This window comes from Salegentibacter maritimus (assembly GCF_016236975.1).
Classification (GTDB): Bacteria; Bacteroidota; Bacteroidia; order Flavobacteriales; family Flavobacteriaceae; genus Salegentibacter; species Salegentibacter maritimus.
Genome location: NZ_JAEHNY010000005.1, coordinates 1 through 20,872 on the forward strand (window position 1 = coordinate 1; position 20,872 = coordinate 20,872).

Here is a 20,872-nt window from a genome sequence, read left to right on the forward strand (position 1 = left end):
ATGAAAAATAACAGACGTTCCTTTATTAAGAATTTAGGAATAGTGGGCGCAACTGCGGCCGTAATCCCGTCCAGTTTTGCTGCAGAAGCGAAAGAAGTAAATTTATTGAATAGAGCTGCAAAGACTTCAACAAACAAAATCCTTAAAATCGCTTTAATTGGTGCCGGGGGAATGGGTGTTGCCGATACCAATACGGCATTAAAGCACGAGAATATAGAACTTGTGGCCGTATGTGATTTATACGATGGGCGTTTAGAAGATGCTAAAAAACGTTGGGGCAGCAGTTTGTTCCTTACCAAAGATTATAAGGAAGTGCTAAACCGCAGTGATATTGACGCGGTAATAATTGGCACCCCCGATTTTTGGCACAAAAAAATGAGTGTTGATGCGCTTAATGCAGGTAAACACGTGTACTGTGAAAAACCAATGGTACATAGTGTAGAAGAAGGAAACGATATCATAAAAGCCTGGAAGAAATCTGGAAAAATCTACATGGTAGGTAGCCAGGGAATGTCTTCTTTGGGTAATGAAAAGGCCAGAGAACTATTGGCAGCCGGTGCTATAGGAACGCTTAATTATGCTGAAGGCTTTTGGGCCAGGAATTCGGCCTTGGGTGCCTGGCAGTATCCAATCCCCAAAGATGCCTCTACCCAAACCGTAGATTGGGAGAAGTATACTTCTATAAGCAAAGACATGCCTTTTGACCCTTTAAGGTTCTTTAGATGGAGAAATTACCTTGACTACGGTACGGGTATGGCCGGCGACCTATTTGTGCATTTATTCTCCAGTCTTCATTTTATTACCAATTCGTATGGCCCCAATAAAATTGCGGCAACCGGTGGATTGCGCCACTGGGATGACGGGCGTGAAGTACCGGATGTACTTTTAGGAATGTTTGATTACCCCGATACAAAACAACACCCGGCATTTAACCTTTCCTTGCGTTGTAATTTTGTTGACGGTACCAGCGGAAGTACGTTCTTAAAACTGGTAGGAAGTAAAGGTTCTATGGATATAGCCTGGGACAGCCTTACATTAAAGCGCAATGCCGGTGGAGGAAGTGATGATCCTTTCCTGGCAGAAAAAGCAAAAGAAAATTCAGGCAGGCCAGATCGTAAAAAGCTGGTTCCACCTTTAGAAACCGTTTACCGGGCAGAAGATGGCTACAAAGGAGCGCATTATGACCATTTTGCCAATTTCTTTATGGCAATTCGTGAAAATGGCTCGGTAGCCCAAGATCCTGCTTTTGGGTTCCGTGCAGCCGCACCGGCTTTATTATGTAATGAAAGCTATAAAAAGAATGAATTTATAAACTGGGATCCGGAAAAAATGAAATTAGTATAACCTGATATAATTTAAAGATGAAAAAAATAATAGTAAATGTAATGTTTGTAGCAAGTTTGATGGCTTGTAAAAATGCAGATGAAAATAAGGGTAAGGAAGCAGTAATTGATGAAAAGCAAAATGCCGAAGATACTGCCAGTAATAAAGAAGAATGGCAATATCTTTTTGATGGCAAAAATGCTGATGGATGGCGTGGGTATAATGACACTAATGCACAGGAACTTCCACAGGGATGGGTAGTAGAAGACGAAACCTTAAAATCATTGGGAAAAGGAGGGGATATAGGTGGTGATATTGTATATGGTGAAGAAGAGTTTGGCGAATTTGAATTGTACCTGGAATGGAAGATATCACCTGAAGGTAATAGTGGAATATTCTATCATGTAGTAGAAGATGAGGCCTATGCTGCCCCTTATTTTGTCGCTCCCGAATATCAAATTATTGATCAAAAAGGATTTCCGCATGAATTAAAACCGAAGAATTCTATCGGTGCAGATTATGGTATGTATGCTTCTGATTACGATGAAAAAGACCTTAGACCTGTGGGGGAATGGAATACCACCAGAATCAGGTTTACTGAAGAGAAAGTGACCTATTGGTTAAATGGTCAAAAAACAGTAGAGTTCGAGCCCTGGTCAGAAGAATGGAAGCAAAGAAAAAGAGAAGGTAAATGGAAAGATTATCCTGATTACGCTAAAGCCAAATCTGGTTTCATTGGATTGCAGGATCACGGAAGCTTTACCTGGTTTAGAAATATAAAAATTAGGAAACTTTAAAACTACCTAATGATCCTGGAGAATCTACCGAAGATAGGGTTGTAGCTTTTGGTTTAGTAAAAGTTGAAGATTTAGAAATCCTATTTGGAAGTACGCATTTAGACTATAAAAAAGAATCTAAAAGTAGGATTTTACAAGTAAAACGTATAATTGAACATTCAAAATCTTCACCTATTCCAATTATAATTGCAGGCGATTTTAATGCAAGTTCGGGTTCGGAAACCATTAATTTAATGGATTCGGAGTTTACCAGAACATGTAATTCGTGCCCGCCTACAATTCCGGTTAATAACCCCAGTCGGGACATAGACTTTATTTTCTATAAGCATCCTCAGAATAAATTAGATGTAAAGCTACATAAAGTGATAGATGAAAAATATGCCTCAGATCATTTACCGGTTTATGCTGAAGTTATAATAGAACATTAAAAATGTTAGTTTTGGTTAGTTTGTGAAAAGTCATCTGATTTATTCAGATGGCTTTTTTTGTACCAGCATGAAAGTAGTAATTATCTTAAGTTTTAAAGTTTTTGTAGAAAAATATTAGGAATCAATTTAATCCATATAACCACATATTAGGACTCCTCAAAATGGAAAATGGCCTCTATTGGTAATTTAAAAAGTTTTGAGATTCTAAAAGCAGTAGGTAAACTGGGGGCAAACTTTTCTTTTTCTATGGCATTAATGGTTTGTCTGGAAACACCAATAATATCTGCTAAATCTTCCTGTGTATAACTATGCTCGGCCCTAAGTACTTTTAACTTGTTTTTCATGCGTAGCGTCTGGTGTTTATAGTAACCAGTATTAAGTAAGTTAAACCTATAAATATTATAAGATAACTTATTTCTGCATTATTGGTTATTAGATTGGTGACCTCAAGTAGAGAGTAAGATAATCCTACTACTACCGCTAACCCCAATGTTAAAGCCAAAGATTCTAAATGAATCTTTCGTTCCAACTCATCAAAATTATTAAACATCTTGCGGTTAGCCACAATCATTAGAATACCGTGAACAAAATTTACTGAAACAGCCAAAGCAGTTAAAACAGTATGATTGTCCCAAATATATTTAGGCCCAAATGTGGCAATTGCCAAAGTAGCTACCCAAGTCCAGGTCCAAATGGCCAGGTTGTACATATTCTTTCTGCGTTCTTTCTTCATTTTAACTTTAATTAAGAGTTTACTCGATATTTGAGATTTATTTCGATAATTACCTGGAAATAAAAAATCTTTCCATTAATACCTCGTAGCCATGCTAAGAGAGAATTTATCTTTATGTAATGTTTACTTTACAAATTTAGTAAAATTTTCTTAATGTAAAGTTTTCTTTACAAAAAAGATTATTCTATTAGTATAGTAAACTTTCTCCCGCTTCCTGTGTATCTTTATAGCCGTTTATAATTAATCTTTTATTCAATGAAAAAGCTATATATTTTCCTGATACTTTCGGGAATATGCCTGTCTGCTACAGGCCAAACAATGACTCCAGAAAAACTATGGGAACTAAAACGAATCTCACCAATAGGTCTAACCACTAATGGAGAGCAGGTTATTTACTCCAGCAGCTCTTACGATATTAACAGTAATACCAGTAGTGCCCAAACCTTTGTGCTTTCTCTTAAAGGAGGTGAGCCAATCCAGGTAACAAATTATGATAGTATCTTCAAAGATTCAAAGCTATCTCCTTCCGGGGAATACAAAATATTTTCTAAAGAAGTGAAAATACAGCCGGTTTATGGAGACGATTTTTATCCTGAAATGAAAAAGTCTGATGTCTATATTTACGATGATCTTAATTACAGGCATTGGGACACCTGGGAAGATGGTAAGTACAGCCATGTATTTGTGAAAAATATTCCTACTGGTGAAGAATGGGATATTATGCAAGGAGAGCCGCATGACACTCCTTTGCAGCCGTTTGGAGGTGCCGAAGATTATATATGGAATCAGGATGGTAGCAAGGTATTTTATGTTTCTAAAAAAGTAAAAGGAAGAGAATATGCTGAAAGCACCAATACCGATATTTATGCTTACGATTTAGCTTCAAAAACCACAACGAATTTAACCGATGATAATGAAGGTTATGATACTTCGCCTGCCATATCTAAAGATGGAACACTTGCCTGGTTGCAAATGGATGAGCCGGGCTATGAAGCCGATAAGAATGATATTATAGTTCTTAGAGATGGTCATAAACTAAATCTTACCAAAGAATGGGATGGAACAGTGAGTAGTTTTTTATGGGCTGAGGATGGAAAGAAACTTTTCTTTATAGCGCCTATTGCGGGAACAAAGCAATTATTTGAAGTAAATCTTCCTAAAAAAGCTTCAGCTGAAATTAAACAAATTACTCAGGGGCAGTTCGATATCACAGCAATGGTAGGACAGTCAAATAATACCATGGTGGTGACCAGAACCGATATGAACCACGCTTCAGAAATATATACGGTAAATCTTAGAAACGGAAAGATGGATCAGCTTAGTCATGTAAACGATGGTTTTTATGATACTATCAAATTAAGCCAGATAGAAAAAAGAATGGTCTCAACCACCGATGGGAAGGAAATGCTTACCTGGGTAATCTATCCGCCAGATTTTGATCCAAATAAAAAGTATCCGGCACTTCTTTATTTACAGGGTGGACCACAATCTCCACTATCGCAGTTTTATTCTTTTAGATGGAATTTTCAGTTAATGGCTGCCAATGGTTATATTGTGGTTGCACCAAATCGACGTGGAATGCCGGGTCACGGTGTAGCCTGGAATGAACAAATAAGCGGCGATTGGGGTGGCCAAAATATGAAAGATTATCTTTCGGCAATAGACGAAGTGAGTAAAGAAGACTTTATAGATAAAGACAGAATAGGCGCAGTGGGCGCTAGTTATGGCGGTTATTCGGTGTATTACCTGGCAGGTCATCACGATAATCGTTTTAAAACTTTTATTGCTCACGATGGTATTTTTAATACGCGTAGCATGTATGGTACTACAGAAGAGTTGTTCTTTGTAAATAAAGATATGGGAGGCCCATATTGGCAAACGCCAAGCCCTAAAGCTTACACCGAATTTAATCCTATTAATTTTGTTGAAAAGTGGAATGCACCTATGCTAATTATTCAGGGAGGTAAAGATTTTAGAGTTCCTATTGGGCAGGGATTGGAAGCTTTTCAGGCAGCCCAGCTAAGAGGTTTAAAAAGCAAGTTGCTTTATTTTCCTATGGAAAACCACTGGATTTTAAGCCCGCAAAACGGAATCATCTGGCAAAAAGAATTCTTTAAATGGTTGGAAGAAACCTTGTAATTTAAAAATAATAAAATAGAAGGATACGTATTTTGCCCTGAAACTAGAATTAACTCCCTCGAGAACCTGTTCCCGGGGGAGTTTTTTGTTTAGCCAATTTTAATAATAAATCATTCTAAAATCAGGCCAACCCCAATTTTTTCTAAGAGGTATGGGTTGTGGTCAATAATAAGAATATCGTTGCCTAGGCCGAGCTTTTGAAGTATGGTGTACAACAAATCAATATCGGCATAATGTAGCCCGGTGCTGGGTTCATCTAAAATATATAGGACATCGCTACGCTCTTCCTGCAACCAGTTTAATAATAACAAGCGTTGTTTTTCTCCCGAAGAAAGCGATTGTACCGGTTGCTCTAAACTAAGGTGTGCCAGGCCTATTTCCTTCAATTGATCTAGAATTTGCCTGGTTTTGGAAGAAAGCTTCAGCTTTTTTAGCCAGTCTTTTAGCTCTAGAATATTCAGGGCAAGTACCTCTGCTATATTTTTATTTTCAACACTATTTTCTAGAATATGCTGTTGATAACGCTTTGCTTTACAAACTTCACATTTTTCAATAGTATTGGCGACAATATCCAGGCTGGTTTCTATATAGCCTTTTCCTTTGCAGTTTGGGCACTGACTTGTTTTTGTTTTATGCGAAAAGTCCTTTGCTTTAAAATTGGTTTTGGTAGCAAATATTTTACTGATGTCTTTCAGAATATCTAAATACGAAACCAATAAAGTGGTCGCGTGTGATCTTAACTTTTTAGGTTCAAAATAATGTATTTCTTTATATTTTTTAGGAAAATCTATGCGCTTACAATTTACCGGCTGGGCTTTTTTAATGCTGGGAATCAAAATTTCCTTTACCAGCGTGGTTTTCCCAATACCAGACTTCCCTGTAAGAGCAGTAATTCCTCCTATAGGCAATGCTATAGACTCCCTAACCAGGCTGTGCTTTGCCACTTTGCCAATATTAATATGATTATCGCCGTCTCTAAGGTTCGGCTTTTGGGAAGGAGATTTTAGATAAGGATGGCAATTGCTTTGTTCTAATAAACCTTTGGTATTGCCTTCGTAAGTGATGTACCCCCCAAACTTTCCTGCCTTAGGGCCAATTTGAACTATATGGTCTGCCTGGTGAATAATATCTTTATTATGCTCAATAGCCACTACAGTATTCCCTTTTTCAATAAGTTCCTTTAGCAGTTCTATTAAATCGTGAATATTGTTATTAGACAATCCTGCAGAAGGCTCATCTAGTAAATAAGTAATGCCTTTAAGCGGGCTATTCAATTGCTTTATTAGCTCAATTCTTTGATTTTCGCCTCCTGAGAGTGTAGGTGATTTTCGGCTCAATTGAAGGTGATCAATGTGTAATTGTTTAGCCCTGTTAATAGTATTAATTAGGTGCGGAGCTATTTTAGACAATAGTTTACCATCTATATTTTCCTTTTTTGAATTTTGTGCAATCCATCGCCCAAAATCCCTAAAATCCATAGATTTTATCTCGTGAATAGATTTGTGGGCTATTTTGAAATTCAATCGTTCAGGTTTTAGTCCACTACCATTACAGTGTCCGCATTTCTTATTAGAAAAGAGCGCGGTGAGCTGACTAATATTTTTGTTCTTTCTGGTTTTATAATATTCTTCCTGTAGGTATGGAAAAAGACCTTCCCATTTCATCTGTAGAGCCTGTACGCCTTCCCTTGTTTTGGTTTTATACAACCAATTGGCTTTACATACTTTGTCGCCGGTTCCGTGAAGTAAGATTTCTTTTTGATCCTCTTTTAGATCTTTAAAAGGAGTTTCCAGGTTAAATTTATTTTCTTTCGCAACCTCTTTTAGAATAGCCATATGCTTGCCTTGCGGATCTCCATAATAAGCGATTGCTTTATTATGCGCAAATAGACCAGTGGCAATACTTTTATTTTCATCTAAAACGAGTTTGTTTAGATCGGGGAGTAGTTCTTCTCCAAGTCCCTCGCAAACAGCACACTTACCTAATTCATGGTTATTCGAAAAATGACTGGCCGATAATTCCCGGCCTTCATATTGCGCCTTTCTGGAAAAGGCAAAACGTAAAACTTTATCAATTCCGGTCTGTTTTGCTATATCTGTACGTTGTGAGTAATTTTTGTGCTTGCGCGTAATACAAATAGTAGGGCTAAGTCCTTCAATTGTATCTACCTCTAATTGAAAATTCACCCCCACTCTAGACTGTTGATAGCTGGAAAATTGGCGGCTCATTTCCTGTAGCCCAAAACCGTGTAGGGTGTCAATAACCAAAGAAGATTTTCCCGATCCCGAAATCCCGGTAACTACTGTTAATTTATATTTAGGTAGTTCTAGGTTGAGGTTTTTAAGTGCGTGCGTTCGTGCTCCACTAATGGAAATTTTATCTAATTGCCGGGGGACTTCTTTTTTAAGTTTAATAGGTTGATCCTTAAGTACATTTTCTACCAGGCTGTCACAGGAAGATGTGAAAAGTGAATGGTTTTCGAAGCAAAGGATGCCAGCGGTTTGTAGCTTTAACTTATGCAGGGCATTCAGCAACTGATGCACATTTTGTTGGTGCAGTCCTATACTTGGTTCCTCTAATACTAAAAGTGTTTTTTCTGATTTTTTAGCAAAATGTTTAGTGAGTTTAATGCGTTGCGCCTCACCACCTGATAAGGTGTTGGAGGGCTGCCCCAGTTTAATATAGCCAAGTCCTAACTGTAGCATTAAAAACAGAATTTCTTTGATTTTCTTTTCCTCGGAAAAGAAATCATAAGCTTCTTCGATACTTAGCTTATAAAGATCTGCAATATTCTTGTCTCTCCATTCAACACGAAGTACTTCCGGCTTAAAACGTTTACCATTACAGCCAGGGCAAACCTGGTTGATACTGCCCAAGGCACTCATAGATAATGTGATAACGCCCGCTCCTTCGCAGGTTTCACATCTACCGATTTTATTGTTGAAGGAAAAGGCCCCTTTGGATAAATTCGAAGTTTTTGCTTCAGTCGTTTTGGCGAATAGGTCTCTTATTTTATCTGCCAGGCCTGTATAAGTCGCCGGGTTGCTTCGGGGAGTTTTACCAATGGGCTGGTCGTTTACGGTTAGAAGATTTAGACTTTCATTTTTACAAAACTCGGTGATGCTATCAATAATTTGAGGTGTTTTGCGACTGACTGCTGTAAGCTCCTTTTTACCGGGTTGAAAGGAATTAGTCGACACTTTTTTGGGCTGGTTTTTTAGTTTTTTTTCATTTCCTACCTCCTTTAATGCTGCTAAAGTTGGACTGTTTAGGTCTTTTGCTTGTAAAAAGTTACTTATAGGGCCGTTAAAAACCACTTCGCCACCGTGTACCCCGGCTTCCGGACCTAATTCCAAGACCCAATCGGCCGATTTTATAAAATCTAAGTCGTGCTCCACCACCATAACTGTATTTCCTCTAAGTTTTAGTCGGTTTAGAATATGAAGCAAATATTTTTGGTAGTTTGGAGATAGACCAATAGAGGGTTCATCAAAAACATATAAAATACCCTGTAGTTTACTATTTACCTGGTTAATGAGTTTAATACGCTGCCCATCGCCTGAAGAAATAGCATGGCTTGGTGTACCTAACTTGTATTGTTCCATCCCCAGGCGAATAAGGTCATATAACTGGCTGCTCATTTTATCTACTAATACCTGTTCCCCGGGTTTGTAGGTTTGCGACTTTAGCCTATCATATAATTCACTTAATGAAAGTTCCATCCAGTCCTTAAAATTTAAACCTTTCCATTTGTAGTTTAAATGTTCGACTTTAATTCGGGCTCCCTTACAGGCCGGGCAAATTTTGGAGCTTGCAAATCTTAAGATATTAGGGTTTCTATCCCGCCGTAAAATATCTTTCATTATAGGAAGCATTCCTTTATAAAATCCTTCTTCGCGGGGTTTGGCCTTAATACCTTTCCATCTAAGTCGGGATTCCAGGCCGTGTTTACCAAAGAAAACCTTGATGCGATTGCTTCCGTTTAGCACTACATCCTGTTGCTCGGCAGTGAGTTCCTTCCAGGGAATGTCTACATTAAAACCGTGCGCCTTGCAAACTTTGTCTAATTCTTCTACAGTAATCTGGGAGTAAACAATATAACCATTTGGTAGGGTAGTGGTAATAGCACCTTCTCTTAGCGTTTTATTTTTGTCTCCCACTAACTTCTTTAGATCAATATATTCTGCTTCCCCAATGCCACGGCATACCTCACAAGCACCTTTTGGGTGATTAAAGGAAAATAGTGACTTACTCATAGATTTAGTAGCTGAAAAGCGTGCAAATAAAATTCTAAAAACGGCTGTGAGTTCTGAGAGTGTACCGAAGGTGGTGTTTATAGACTGGAAACGTTTAGATTGCGCTACCTTAATAACAGGTGGCAGTGCTTTGATATCATCCACTTCGGCAGTTGGAATTAATTGGCCGTTTTGTTGACTGTAGGCAGGAAGGCTTTCTAAAAAATAACGATAGCCTTCGTTTGCAATAACATCCATAGCCAGGGAAGATTTCCCCGATCCAGACAGACCTGTGACTACTATTAGTTGGTTTTCAGGAATACTTAAATCAATATTTTTTAAGTTATTTTGATGGGCATTAATTATGTGCATACAGGCTTTTTGGTTCTATTTTCGAAAAATATAGAAAGACTATAATAGTTTAAAATGAGTATTATACAACTCAAAGCAAAATATTAATCTTTTTTAACATGGAATTTCATTGTTGGTTCAGCGACAAGCAAAACTAAGGATGCTTGAAGGATGGAAAAAATTGTTGAAGGAATAATCGTAATTAAAATTGATTAAATCCCAAAATATTTACTTCCCATAGAGAAGAGATTTCAAATTTCACCTTTGTAAAGCAGGGCTAGAACAAAGGTTAATTAGTATGATTTTTCTTATTTGCTTTAGTGTTTGTAATATATTTAAGTAAAAAAGGAAATGTTCAGATTATTCAGGAAAAAGTCAAAAGTTGAAAAACTGGAAGTGAAATACAAAAAACTTCTGGAAGAAGCGCATCAGCTCTCTACTACCAATCGTAGTAAAAGCGATGAAAAAATGTATGAAGCAAACGAGGTTTTAGAGGAGATTGAAGAGATTAGAAAGTAGGAATACTGCTGTTTGAAATACCTACTAAGAAGAGGCTGTCTAAAGGAAATATAAATCAGTCCAATTTTATGAAGAAACATTCTTAGACAGCCTCTTTAAAAATAAGTTTTAGATAATTTAGGCTGTTTCTTCTTCTTCTTCTTCTTCTTCTTTTTCTCCGGTTTCTACATCACTCTCAACAGAATCCAGCACATTAAATTTTTCTAATTGTTCCTCCTCTCCCGTAAAATATGGGAAAACATCCAGTATTGGAGATTCTGTGATAGAAGGAATACTATAATCTCCCATGGTTTCTTCCATAGCGGTAGTAGTATTTTCAAAAGCCTCTTTGATATCGTTGGCCTGAACCAGCAAATAAATATTGGTCTTTTTTTCCTTGCCGCTTTCTTCATCCATGGCTACCAGGGAAACTTTAGATTTAAACCAGCGATCTGAATTTTCAAAAGGATGAACCTCTGAGAAATTAGCTACTTTTATATTCATTATTCTAAAATCTTCACTGGTATAAGCCGTCATTTCTTCGGTAATCCTCGCTTCTGCTTCTGTATAAGATACTGCATCAAGAAGATAGGTGTCTGTAGTCATTTTTTGCTCTCCTGTCTCGTGTGTTTTTTTGTATTTCACCTTACATTCAAACCAAGTTACGCTCATTTCTATATTTTTTTAGGAAGCCAAAAATAGAATTTCTAGGCAGCCTCCAGGATAAAAAACAGGAATAGATATTCACAATCTTGTATTTCTTAATTCACCAAATATTTAGTCTTAAAATAGGATTTATTAATTCTGAAAATATAGCATTGAAATGGCTGAATTTTAAATTTTGAATGCTTTCTTTCACTATCTTTATCAGGTTAATTTTTAATTATTCGGAAGTCATGCCAAAAGAAAAATCACCCTCAAAGAAATCGGCCAGAAAAGAGCCTGTTTTGAGCTTAAAGGAAAAGCGCGCTGCAAAGGCCGCAAAGAAAAAAAATAGAACTTAATAAAGGTTTTAAATAAAAGAGACTGTCTGAAAAGTTTTTAAAATCGTTGAAGCTGTCTGAAGTGGTTTTTAAAATCGTCAACTTGAATTCATTTCAAGGCCTGCTCCGAAATTTATTCGGAGATCTAACGTGTCGATAGGTTAAAAACACGTTAGAAGCTGAAACAGGTTCAGCTTGACGGAAGTAGACATTTCAGACAGTCTCATTCTCTTTCTAGGCGATATCAATTGTATAGGACGCCTGAAAATCTTTTTCTACTGCCAGGCTTTCAATCCCTTCCTTGGTTTTTAGATTTTGATCGGTGTCTTCAACATCGGCAATGCCCAGCCAGGGTTCTATGCATACGTAGGGTGCTCCCGGTTTTGCCCAAACTCCTAAGTTTTTAAAATCTTTATACTCAACGCTTAAAACGCTACCTGAATTTTTACTTTTTAAGCTAACTTTTTTAGAAGGAATATTCTTAAAAATAAGTGCATCATCAATAAAAAGATCTTTATGCAATCTAATTTTATCTTCGTTGTCCAAAATGCCCTCGGTTGTATCGCTAACCAATCCGTTTTCATTTAAAAGATAAGTTCTAAGATCCATTTTCCTGTCAAACTCAAGATAGTAATCTTCATAAACTTCATTGGTGCTAATTGGCGCATTAAACGCTGGATGCCCACCTAAGGAAAAATATAAAGGTTTATCATCTAAATTAGAGATCTGGTGATTTACACTAAGGGATTTACCGTTGAGTTGGAAAGAAATTTCAAACCTGAATTTAAAAGGATATATAGCCAGGGTTTCTTCAGAATAATCTAATTGAAAAGCCAATTTATCGGTTGTTTTCTCTTTTAACTGAATGTGTTCATTATGCCTTACAAAACCATGTTTGGGCATAGTATACTCCTTGTTTTCATATATAAACTTCCCATCTTTTAAAATACCTATTACGGGAAATAAATTGGGAGCCTGGCCGGTCCAAAACTCGGGGTTTCCCTGCCATATATGTTCAATGCCGGTTTCTTTATTTTTAAGGCTAACTAATTCAGCGCCTACCTGCTTTATCTGTATACTTAAAAAATCGTTCTGTAATTCGTGCATTTCAAAATTATTTTTTCTTTCTTCTGTTTGCATTTTTATCGCCGCGAGTTTTTGGCTTTTTATATTTTTTGGCAATTTCCCTGCGGTAAGAACCACCCAGATTAACTTTTTTATTTTTTTCTTTTTTCTCGTGAAAAGCTGGGCCGGGAGCGTTTTCGTCTATATTTTTCCCCGGGTTATTAATTTCAAAAACCTTCGGTTGTTCTTCGGGAATTAATTCTGAAGAAATTTCAACTTCCACCGGAAGTTTCTTTTGCGGAACTTCCATTTGCATTAAAGCTTCAATTTTTTCTAAAGATTCCATTTCAGCTTCCGTAGTCATTAATATAGAATTTCCTTCTTTTTCGGCCCTACCGGTACGGCCAATTCGATGCATATAATTTTCGGGATATTTTGGCGTATCAAAGTTAATCACGTGGCTTACCGATTCAATATCCAGCCCACGTGCCATAACATCGGTGGCTACTAAAATTCGGCAAAATCCGTTGCCAAATTGTTTGATACTGCGCAATCTATAGTTTTGGGTTTTGTTGGAGTGAATTACCGTACATTCATCCTGAAAATATTGTTCTAATTCTGCATAAAGTCTGTCTGCCATTCGTTTATAAGCTACAAAAATCAAGACTTTAGAGTAGGTTTCTTTATCGGCCAAAATATGCTTTAGCAAATTTACCTTGGTATAGAAATTTGGTATTTTATAACCGGTTTGTTGAATGTTATCGAGGGGAGTTCCACTAGCGGCCACAGAAATAGTTTGTGGACTTTTAAAGTTGGTTTCGATTAACTTTTCTACATTTTCTGTAATGGTGGCCGAAAACATAATGTTTTGCCGGTTCTGGGGAAGCAATTCCAAAATATTATTGATCTGAAATTTAAAGCCCAGGTCTAACATTACATCTACTTCATCTATTACTAATTTCTGAATAGATTTTAATTGGATGGCACGCCTAAGTACAAGATCATATAACCTGCCCGGAGTAGCCACTACAATGTCCTGGCCTTGCATAATTGACTGATGCTGGGTATTTATATTTACCCCACCATAAACACCGGCGATACGAACATTCATATATGCAGTTAACTTTTCGATCTCTTCTACCACCTGCACCACCAATTCCCGTGTGGGTACCAAAACCAAAACCCGGGGATTCTTTTGTTCCGAATATTTAAGCATTCTTAAAATGGGAAGCATATAGGCAAAGGTTTTCCCGGTACCGGTTTGTGCAATACCTACCATATCTTTTCCAGACATAATAGTAGAAAAAGATTGCTCCTGAATAGGTGTGGGCGTGGTAATGTCTATATCTTCCAGCGCATTGCGCAAGGGTGTGGTAATATTTAAATCCTGAAAAGTCACTAAATGAAGTTTTTATGAATGCACAAAGTTAGTGAAACTCTACTTTAAAATTGCCCGTGGCACTTTTAAAGTAGTTAGTTGAGCTAATCCCACCGCAGGGCGGGATCTCAAGTGCCTTTTTTCTTCTGTGGCACTTTTAAAGTAGTTAGTTGAACTAATCTCGCCGCAGGGCGGGAAATAATCTTTAAAGATTCTGAATTAATTTATTTTCAAAAACCGTCAAGCTGAACTTGTTTCAGCATCTAGCATGAATAAATGTAAAACTCAAATATGCCTCCAACTATATTTTGTAGCAGGCGCTGAAACCAGTAGAAGTTGACGATGAATTACAAACTAAGAATAAAGGAGAGTTTACAAGTTTTTCGATTTATCAATAAGCAGTTACATCATTTATTTCCTTATTTTTAATCAAAATAATTTAGATGAAAAAAATTCTTGCCTTTGCCGGTTCCAATAGCAGTACCTCAATTAATTTTCAATTATTACAGCACGTGGCCAAAAGGCTTGCCGGCCACGACATCAAAACCCAGGATTTTAGTCAGTATGAATTACCCTTGTATAGTGCCGATAGGGAAAGGGAGAAAGGTATTCCTGTAAGTGTTAAAATAATCAATAGAATTATCCAGGAGCACGACGCCCTGCTTCTTGCCGTGAACGAACATAACGGAAATGTATCTGCCTATTTTAAAAATATGATAGATTGGCTCTCACGATTAGACCGTAATTTTCTGGCTAATAAACGCATATTATTAATTAGTACTTCTCCAGGTAGGCGAGGAGCAGCATCTGCGCTAGAATATACAAAAGGTATTTTACCAAGATTTGGCGGTGAGGTAATAGAAAGTTTTAGTCTACCATCTTTTCAGGATAATTTTAAAAACGGAAAAATACTAAATGAGGTGCTGGATATGGGAATAGAAGATGTATTAACCACATTCTCTCACCAATTGAAATCTGACAAATACAGTTAATTTGCTTTTTTCATTTCAGGAGTAAATTTCTCATTGGCTTTTCCCAAATTGTTTAGTTCGGCTTCAGTTTTCCCGGTAATTCCCATATCTTCTTTATGCTTATCTACGGGGCTGCCAAATAGAATAATCCAGGCTTCTTTAAGCGACTTTGCTCTCCATATATCTTTACCAACTTCAATCCATTCATGGAAAACCAGGAAAAAGGGATTGTAAGAGTTTACCGGTTTGGTGATGCCATAACGAGGTTTTTCATCTTCTTCCTGGAAAGTTCCAAATAACCGGTCCCAAATTATAAAAGTAGAGCCGTAATTTTTATCTAAATACCTTTCATTTACTGAATGATGAACCCGGTGATGCGATGGTGTGGTAAATACATATTCTATAGGTCTGGGTAATTTTTTAATCAATTCGGTATGAATCCAAAATTGATACAGCACTTCCAGTTGATGTACAATAAAGAATACCAGGGGATGAAAACCTAATAAAACCACAGGTAGAAAAAAGATTATTTTTAAATTCTGTGTCCAGGACAATCTAAAAGAAGTAGATAGGTTATAATGTTCAGAAGAATGATGTACTACATGTGTGGACCACCAAAACCGTTGTTCATGCGCCAATCTATGTGCCCAATATCTGCTGAAATCCAATAAAACTAAACACAAAACATAAGACCACCAGGTATGTGGTATTTTAAAGGGAGCCAAATTAAAAAAGAATAGAAAGACCATAAAAACCCCAATTTTCATGAAGCCATTTAAAATTAAATTTCCAATTCCAATAGCAGTAGAGGCAAGAAAATCTTTTCCGGAGTATAGGTTTTTATATTTTTTTCTTCCAATTAAAAATTCAAGTAGCACAAAAAAGAACATAACTGGGGCTACGACCCAAATAACAGTGGTGAAGTCAAGGTTTTCAATATCGGCTAAGGTAAGTTTTTCAGTATCTGTAAGCATAGAAAATAGTTAATTCTTGTTTTTATCGCGCATGTAATCACGATTTGGTATAGTAAAGATTTTTATTTGAACCGCAATAAGTATTTACACCTATTTCTTTAAAATTTTAAATGCCGATATTTTAAAAAGCTTTTAAGCTAAACTGCAAAAGAATTAAAGTAGGCACTACGTTAAATTGTTTTTACCTTTGCGCTCCAAATTAATAGTCGGTGCGCACAACAACTATCTTTACTTTAAAAGAGCCTTTAAGGTTTAAAAAGCAACTTTTACAATGGAGCAAGCGGTTTGAGGAAATTGCGTGGCTAGATAGTAATAATTATCATCAAAATCACGGAGAGTTTGATGCATTGCTGGCCGTAGGCGCATTTACAGCTGTAAAAACCGATTATCACCAGGCTTTTGCAAAGCTTCAGGAGTATCAGCAAACCACCAAAGACTGGATTTTTGGCTATTTGTCTTACGACCTTAAGAATGACGTGGAAAATCTTTCTTCTAAGAATTTCGATGGTTTAGCTTTTCCCGATCTTTATTTTTTTCAGCCTCAAAAATTATTTTTGCTAAAAGGCGATCAATTGGAAATGCGCTACCTAAGAATGTTGGATGATGAAATAGAAGAAGATTTCAGTGAAATTTTAAACCTCTCAGTCGCCGATAGCCATCAACCGAAAAGAGATGATTTAAAAGCGAAAATACAATCCCGAATTTCAAAAGAAGAATATTTACAAAAGCTTGATAAAATGCTCGCCTATATTCAGCGTGGCGATATTTATGAAGCTAATTTTTGCCAGGAATTTTTTGTAGATAACAGGGAAATAGAACCATTTGAAGTATTTCGGGACCTTAACGAAATTTCGGGCCCTCCCTTTGCTACTTTTTTAAAATTGGAAGAGTATTATTTGCTTTCGGCTTCGCCGGAACGCTATTTAAAAAAGATAGGCTCTAAATTAATATCCCAACCCATAAAAGGTACCGCAAGGCGTTCTAAAAATCCCGAAGAAGATCTTCAAATTGCAAAAGAACTTTCAAAAGACCCCAAGGAGCAATCTGAAAACGTGATGATTGTAGACTTGGTGAGAAACGACCTTTCTAAAATTGCGAAAAAAGCCAGTGTAAAAGTAGATGAACTTTGTGAAGTTTATTCGTTTAAACAAGTGCATCAAATGATCTCTACCATTTCGGCTGAAATTGATAATGGTATTCCGCCGGTAGAGGCGTTGCGGGCTACTTTTCCCATGGGGAGCATGACCGGTGCTCCAAAAATTTCAGCAATGAAAATTATTGAAGAGCTGGAGGAAACCAAACGCGGATTGTATAGTGGGGCAGTAGGTTATTTTACCCCAGAGGGCGATTTCGATTTTAATGTGGTTATAAGAAGTATTTTATATAATTCGAATAAAAAATATGTGTCTTTTTCGGTAGGTGGCGCAATTACTGCCGGTTCTATACCAGAGAAGGAGTACGAAGAATGCTTGCTAAAAGCCCTGGCTATGAGAAAGGTGCTTTCTTAGTATAGATCGATATTGTTTGCTATAAAAACCAGTATTCTAATTTCTGCCTGCTGCTTGCTAAAACACTGCCAACTGTTTTTGTATCTTTGATTTCTTATGGAAAAAGCTTTCAAAAACGAGATTAAATCACAATTTCCTTATTTGTGTAACAGTAAAATTTTACTTGCCGTAAGTGGGGGTGTAGATAGCGTGGTTCTTACTCATCTATGTAAAAGAGCTAAACTGGATTTGAGCCTGGCACATTGTAATTTTAATCTCAGGGACAAAGAAAGCAAAGCCGATGAAGAGTTTGTTGCCAATCTTGCAAAAGAAATGCAAGCAGAGCTTTTTGTAGAGAATTTTGATACTGTAAAATATGCAAAAGACAATAAGCTTTCTACCCAAATGGCGGCACGTGAACTTAGATACCAATGGTTTGAAGAGCTACGCCTTAAACATCGATTTGATTTTATCTTAACCGCACATCATGCCAACGATAACCTGGAAACTTTTTTTATTAACTTAATAAGGGGAACCGGTTTGGAAGGCTTAAGCGGAATAAATGTGGATAGCAATTACATAATAAGGCCTTTGTTGAAGTTTTCCCGAAAGGAAATTGAGGCTTTTGCCATAGCGAATACTATTGAATGGAAAGAAGACAGTACCAACGCCTCCACTAAATATCTTCGCAATAAAATAAGGCACGATCTGGTGCCTATTTTAGAAGAAATGAACCCGCAATTTTTAGATACTTTTTTAAAGACCCAATCGCATTTAAAAGAAAATGAACAATTGGTTGAGGATTATTTAAGCTTGCTTTATCCAAAAATTGTTGAGAAAACAGATTATGGCTATAGCCTGGATATAAATTATTTAAAAAAAATCCCTAATAAGGCTGCAGTTTTATACCAATTACTAAAATCTTTTGGTTTTACCGAGTGGAATGATGTGTACCATTTATTAGACGCTCAACCCGGTAAAATGGTTTTTTCTACTTCCCACAGGTTAGTGAAGGATAGGGATTACTTGTTGCTCACAGAAATTGATGAAACCGAAGATAAAATTTACGAAATCTCCAAAGATGAAGATTTTGTGATGCTTCCTATGGGAACATTTTCATTTTTAGAAGTAGCTGATATAGATGAGAAAGTTTCAAATTGTATTTATGTAAATCCCGATAAACTGGAATTTCCTCTTAAAGTTAGAAAATGGCAGCAGGGGGATATATTTTATCCTTTTGGTATGAAAGGAAAGAAAAAGTTAAGCGACTTCTTTAAAAACAAAAAATTATCTTTGCCGCAAAAAGAAAACAGCTGGTTGCTGTGCTCTGGCGAAAAAATTGTTTGGGTGGTAAATCAGCGGGCCGATAGACGGTTTTCCATAACTTCACCCGATCAAAAAATAATAAAAATTACTTTTAGTTTATGAAATATCTATCGAGTCTGCTCTTGTTTTTTATTCCATTTCTTCAGTTACAGGCGCAATATTTTAACGATGGTAGTGAAGACTTCCAAATGGACGATCCTATTACCTGGGAAGCTGCCGTAGAAAAAGAAAACGATAGCATATTTAATTTGGTTTTTACGGCAAACCTGGAAGAAGGTTGGCATTTATATTCCCAAAAAGAAGCCGATATTGATATCGCACCAATACCTACTTCGTTTTCCTATAATTATGAAGAGGAAAATTATGAGCTAATAGAAGATACCAAAGAACCTGATGTAGCACCTATTTACGACCAGGTTTTTGAAGCCGATATTATCTATTTTGAAGGTGAAGCTGTATTTACACAGCAAATTAAAGTGCAACCCGGGAGTAATCCTAAGATTGTTGCCGAGATTTATTTTTCTGTTTGTGATGACGAAAAATGTTTGCCCCCCGATACCGAACGTTTTAATATTTCCCTTCAGGATAATGAAATTACCGAAGGTTTTACCAATCTGGAAATTTCAGAAAAAGATAAAGAACTTACCGAAGCATTGAATATTAATGTTTCAGGAATGGAAAAATTTGCTCCCGAAGAGAAAGAAGAAGGAAATAACTTTTTAAATATTTTCCTGCTTGGTTTTGTAGGGGGCTTAATTGCGCTTTTAACTCCCTGTGTTTTTCCTATGATTCCGTTAACGGTTTCTTTTTTTACAAAAGGCGCTAAAAACAGAAAAAAAGGGTTGGTAAATGCCATTCTTTATGGGGTTTTTATATTCGCCATCTACCTTTTGCTTAGCCTGCCTTTTCATTTATTAGACAGTGTGAACCCCGAAATACTTAATAATATTTCTACCAATGTTACGCTAAATATCGTTTTCTTTATCATTTTTATCATTTTTGCTTTCTCCTTTTTCGGGTATTACGAGATTACCTTACCTAGTTCCTGGAGCAATAAAATGGACGATAAAGCTTCTAGTGTAGGGGGAATTGTAGGGATCTTTTTTATGGCGCTTACCCTTGCTTTGGTTTCTTTCTCCTGTACCGGCCCTATTTTAGGTTCGCTACTTGGAGGCTCATTAACCAGCGATGGCGGAGCTATGCAATTGTCTATGGGTATGGGAGGTTTTGGCCTTGCCCTGGCACTGCCTTTTGCATTGTTCGCATTATTCCCCAATTGGCTTAATTCTTTACCAAAAAGTGGCGGTTGGTTAAATACCGTAAAAGTTACATTAGGCTTTATCGAACTAGGGTTAGCCTTTAAATTTCTTTCTAATGCCGACCTTGTGGAGCATTGGGGGTTTTTAAAGCGTGAGATTTTTATAGGAATTTGGGTGCTTGTAGGATTGGGACTTATGGCTTATTTATTCGGGCTTATTCGCTTTCCGCACGATGGTCCTAAAAAGAGGATTAGTAAAGCCAGGTTTGGAGCAGGTGTCGTTACTTTTTTCTTTGTACTTTATTTAATTCCGGGTTTAACCAATACTTCTGCAGCAAACCTTAAATTGCTTAGTGGTTTTCCTCCACCCTTATTTTATAGTATCTACGATAAAGGAACCGAAGCACCTTTAGGTTTGGAAGCTTATAAAGATTGGGATAAAGGCCTGGAAGCTGCCCGCCAGCAAAATAAGCCTATTATTCTAGATTTTACCGGCTGGGCTTGTGTGAATTGCCGAAAAATGGAAGAACAGGTATGGAGCGACCCTGAAGTTTTTGATATATTGAATGATGAATATGTACTTATCTCTCTTTATGTAGACGATAGAAAAGAACTTCCGGAAGAAGCACAATTTAATTATATGAAGCCGCAAGGTGGTATAAAACCCATTAAAACTATTGGTGATAAATGGGCTACTTTTCAAACGCTGAACTTTAAGAATAACTCCCAGCCATTTTATGTGCTTTTAGATAACGAAGTTGATATGTTGAATGAACCGGTAGGTTATACCCCAAAGGCTTCAGAATACCTGGCGTGGTTAAAGGAGGGACTTGCAAAGTTTCAGGAAACATCGAAATAAACCTCTTAAGAATTTGTATAAACCATGTACTGATTAACCTGAATTTATTTCCTGGCAGGCTTAAAAG

Annotated in this window: 16 protein-coding genes; 9 read left to right on the forward strand and 7 right to left on the reverse strand. The window is 36.9% G+C overall.

Translation table 11 applies throughout. The features are described 5' to 3' along the window. The 3 genes from I6U50_RS06390 to I6U50_RS06400 form a co-directional block, all read left to right on the forward strand. The coding region (locus I6U50_RS06390; RefSeq protein ID WP_198638246.1) for a Gfo/Idh/MocA family protein at positions 1-1,344 on the forward strand (1,344 nt) is incomplete at its 5' end. Between the two features lie 17 nt (positions 1,345-1,361). Next, positions 1,362-2,120 (forward strand): 3-keto-disaccharide hydrolase, encoded by a 759-nt coding sequence (locus I6U50_RS06395; RefSeq protein ID WP_198629236.1) that lies wholly within the window; start codon positions 1,362-1,364, stop codon positions 2,118-2,120. A gap of 77 nt (positions 2,121-2,197) precedes the next feature. Continuing rightward, positions 2,198-2,548: an endonuclease/exonuclease/phosphatase family protein gene (locus tag I6U50_RS06400; protein WP_198638394.1), complete on the forward strand. Its 351-nt coding sequence runs from the start codon at positions 2,198-2,200 to the stop codon at positions 2,546-2,548. 146 nt (positions 2,549-2,694) lie between these two features. Here I6U50_RS06400 and I6U50_RS06405 read toward each other — a convergent pair whose 3' ends face one another. Together I6U50_RS06405 and I6U50_RS06410 are read right to left on the reverse strand one after the other, a co-directional pair. Further along, positions 2,695-2,892, reverse strand: coding sequence for a helix-turn-helix transcriptional regulator (locus tag I6U50_RS06405; RefSeq protein ID WP_198638247.1), 198 nt, complete (start codon positions 2,890-2,892; stop codon positions 2,695-2,697). Continuing rightward, positions 2,889-3,281: a hypothetical protein gene (locus I6U50_RS06410; RefSeq protein WP_198638248.1), complete on the reverse strand. Its 393-nt coding sequence runs from the start codon at positions 3,279-3,281 to the stop codon at positions 2,889-2,891. The genes I6U50_RS06405 and I6U50_RS06410 overlap by 4 nt, the downstream gene beginning before the upstream one ends. A gap of 255 nt (positions 3,282-3,536) precedes the next feature. On the opposite strand from I6U50_RS06410, the gene I6U50_RS06415 reads away from it, so the two are divergent. Beyond that, the gene (locus I6U50_RS06415; RefSeq protein WP_198638249.1) at positions 3,537-5,420 is read left to right on the forward strand and encodes a S9 family peptidase; all 1,884 of its coding nucleotides are present in this window, start codon (positions 3,537-3,539) and stop codon (positions 5,418-5,420) included. Between the two features lie 110 nt (positions 5,421-5,530). Here I6U50_RS06415 and I6U50_RS06420 read toward each other — a convergent pair whose 3' ends face one another. After that, complete coding sequence (locus I6U50_RS06420; protein WP_198638250.1) at positions 5,531-10,027, reverse strand: ATP-binding cassette domain-containing protein; 4,497 nt, start codon at positions 10,025-10,027, stop codon at positions 5,531-5,533. A gap of 330 nt (positions 10,028-10,357) precedes the next feature. On the opposite strand from I6U50_RS06420, the gene I6U50_RS06425 reads away from it, so the two are divergent. Beyond that, on the forward strand, positions 10,358-10,525 hold the full coding sequence (locus tag I6U50_RS06425) for a Lacal_2735 family protein (RefSeq protein ID WP_198638251.1): 168 nt from the start codon (positions 10,358-10,360) through the stop codon (positions 10,523-10,525). Positions 10,526-10,642: 117 nt separating this feature from the next. On the opposite strand, the gene I6U50_RS06430 is transcribed toward I6U50_RS06425, so the two are convergent. The 3 genes from I6U50_RS06430 to I6U50_RS06440 all read right to left on the reverse strand — a co-directional run bounded on the left by I6U50_RS06430 (position 10,643) and on the right by I6U50_RS06440 (position 13,951). Next, positions 10,643-11,176: a DUF4494 domain-containing protein gene (locus I6U50_RS06430; RefSeq protein WP_198638252.1), complete on the reverse strand. Its 534-nt coding sequence runs from the start codon at positions 11,174-11,176 to the stop codon at positions 10,643-10,645. Between the two features lie 545 nt (positions 11,177-11,721). Further along, a complete protein-coding gene (locus tag I6U50_RS06435; RefSeq protein WP_232805889.1) occupies positions 11,722-12,627 on the reverse strand; it encodes an aldose 1-epimerase family protein in 906 nt (301 codons plus the stop codon). Then, the gene (locus I6U50_RS06440) at positions 12,602-13,951 is read right to left on the reverse strand and encodes a DEAD/DEAH box helicase (RefSeq protein WP_198638253.1); all 1,350 of its coding nucleotides are present in this window, start codon (positions 13,949-13,951) and stop codon (positions 12,602-12,604) included. Before I6U50_RS06440 ends, I6U50_RS06435 begins: the two co-directional genes overlap by 26 nt. A 422-nt stretch (positions 13,952-14,373) precedes the next feature. On the opposite strand from I6U50_RS06440, the gene I6U50_RS06445 reads away from it, so the two are divergent. Continuing rightward, positions 14,374-14,922 carry an NADPH-dependent FMN reductase gene (locus tag I6U50_RS06445; RefSeq protein WP_198638254.1) on the forward strand — a complete coding sequence of 183 codons (549 nt, stop codon included), beginning with the start codon at positions 14,374-14,376 and terminating at the stop codon, positions 14,920-14,922. Here the strand turns inward: I6U50_RS06445 and I6U50_RS06450 are convergent. After that, entirely contained in the window at positions 14,919-15,875 is a 957-nt protein-coding gene (locus tag I6U50_RS06450; protein ID WP_198638255.1) for a sterol desaturase family protein, read from the reverse strand. The two genes, I6U50_RS06445 and I6U50_RS06450, sit on opposite strands and share 4 nt — an antisense overlap. Before the next feature lie 209 nt (positions 15,876-16,084). Between I6U50_RS06450 and pabB the strand changes: the two genes are divergently transcribed. The 3 genes from pabB to I6U50_RS06465 all read left to right on the forward strand — a co-directional run bounded on the left by pabB (position 16,085) and on the right by I6U50_RS06465 (position 20,805). Beyond that, entirely contained in the window at positions 16,085-17,383 is a 1,299-nt protein-coding gene (pabB, locus tag I6U50_RS06455) for an aminodeoxychorismate synthase component I (RefSeq protein ID WP_198638256.1), read from the forward strand. A 96-nt stretch (positions 17,384-17,479) separates the two neighbouring features. Then, positions 17,480-18,790 carry a tRNA lysidine(34) synthetase TilS gene (gene tilS, locus I6U50_RS06460; RefSeq protein WP_198638257.1) on the forward strand — a complete coding sequence of 437 codons (1,311 nt, stop codon included), beginning with the start codon at positions 17,480-17,482 and terminating at the stop codon, positions 18,788-18,790. Further along, the gene (locus I6U50_RS06465; RefSeq protein WP_198638258.1) at positions 18,787-20,805 is read left to right on the forward strand and encodes a protein-disulfide reductase DsbD family protein; all 2,019 of its coding nucleotides are present in this window, start codon (positions 18,787-18,789) and stop codon (positions 20,803-20,805) included. The genes tilS and I6U50_RS06465 overlap by 4 nt, the downstream gene beginning before the upstream one ends. Positions 20,806-20,872: the final 67 nt, after the last annotated feature.

Coding starts and splice junctions, on each gene's coding strand:
- I6U50_RS06415 (WP_198638249.1), top strand. CDS start 3,537: ATGAAAAAGCTATATATTTTCCTGATACTTTCGGGAATATGCCTGTCT.
- I6U50_RS06435 (WP_232805889.1), bottom strand. CDS start 12,627: ATGCAAACAGAAGAAAGAAAAAATAATTTTGAAATGCACGAATTACAG.
- I6U50_RS06445 (WP_198638254.1), top strand. CDS start 14,374: ATGAAAAAAATTCTTGCCTTTGCCGGTTCCAATAGCAGTACCTCAATT.
- I6U50_RS06425 (WP_198638251.1), top strand. CDS start 10,358: ATGTTCAGATTATTCAGGAAAAAGTCAAAAGTTGAAAAACTGGAAGTG.
- I6U50_RS06420 (WP_198638250.1), bottom strand. CDS start 10,027: ATGCACATAATTAATGCCCATCAAAATAACTTAAAAAATATTGATTTA.
- I6U50_RS06405 (WP_198638247.1), bottom strand. CDS start 2,892: ATGAAAAACAAGTTAAAAGTACTTAGGGCCGAGCATAGTTATACACAG.
- tilS (WP_198638257.1), top strand. CDS start 17,480: ATGGAAAAAGCTTTCAAAAACGAGATTAAATCACAATTTCCTTATTTG.
- I6U50_RS06410 (WP_198638248.1), bottom strand. CDS start 3,281: ATGAAGAAAGAACGCAGAAAGAATATGTACAACCTGGCCATTTGGACC.
- I6U50_RS06430 (WP_198638252.1), bottom strand. CDS start 11,176: ATGAGCGTAACTTGGTTTGAATGTAAGGTGAAATACAAAAAAACACAC.
- I6U50_RS06395 (WP_198629236.1), top strand. CDS start 1,362: ATGAAAAAAATAATAGTAAATGTAATGTTTGTAGCAAGTTTGATGGCT.
- I6U50_RS06465 (WP_198638258.1), top strand. CDS start 18,787: ATGAAATATCTATCGAGTCTGCTCTTGTTTTTTATTCCATTTCTTCAG.
- I6U50_RS06450 (WP_198638255.1), bottom strand. CDS start 15,875: ATGCTTACAGATACTGAAAAACTTACCTTAGCCGATATTGAAAACCTT.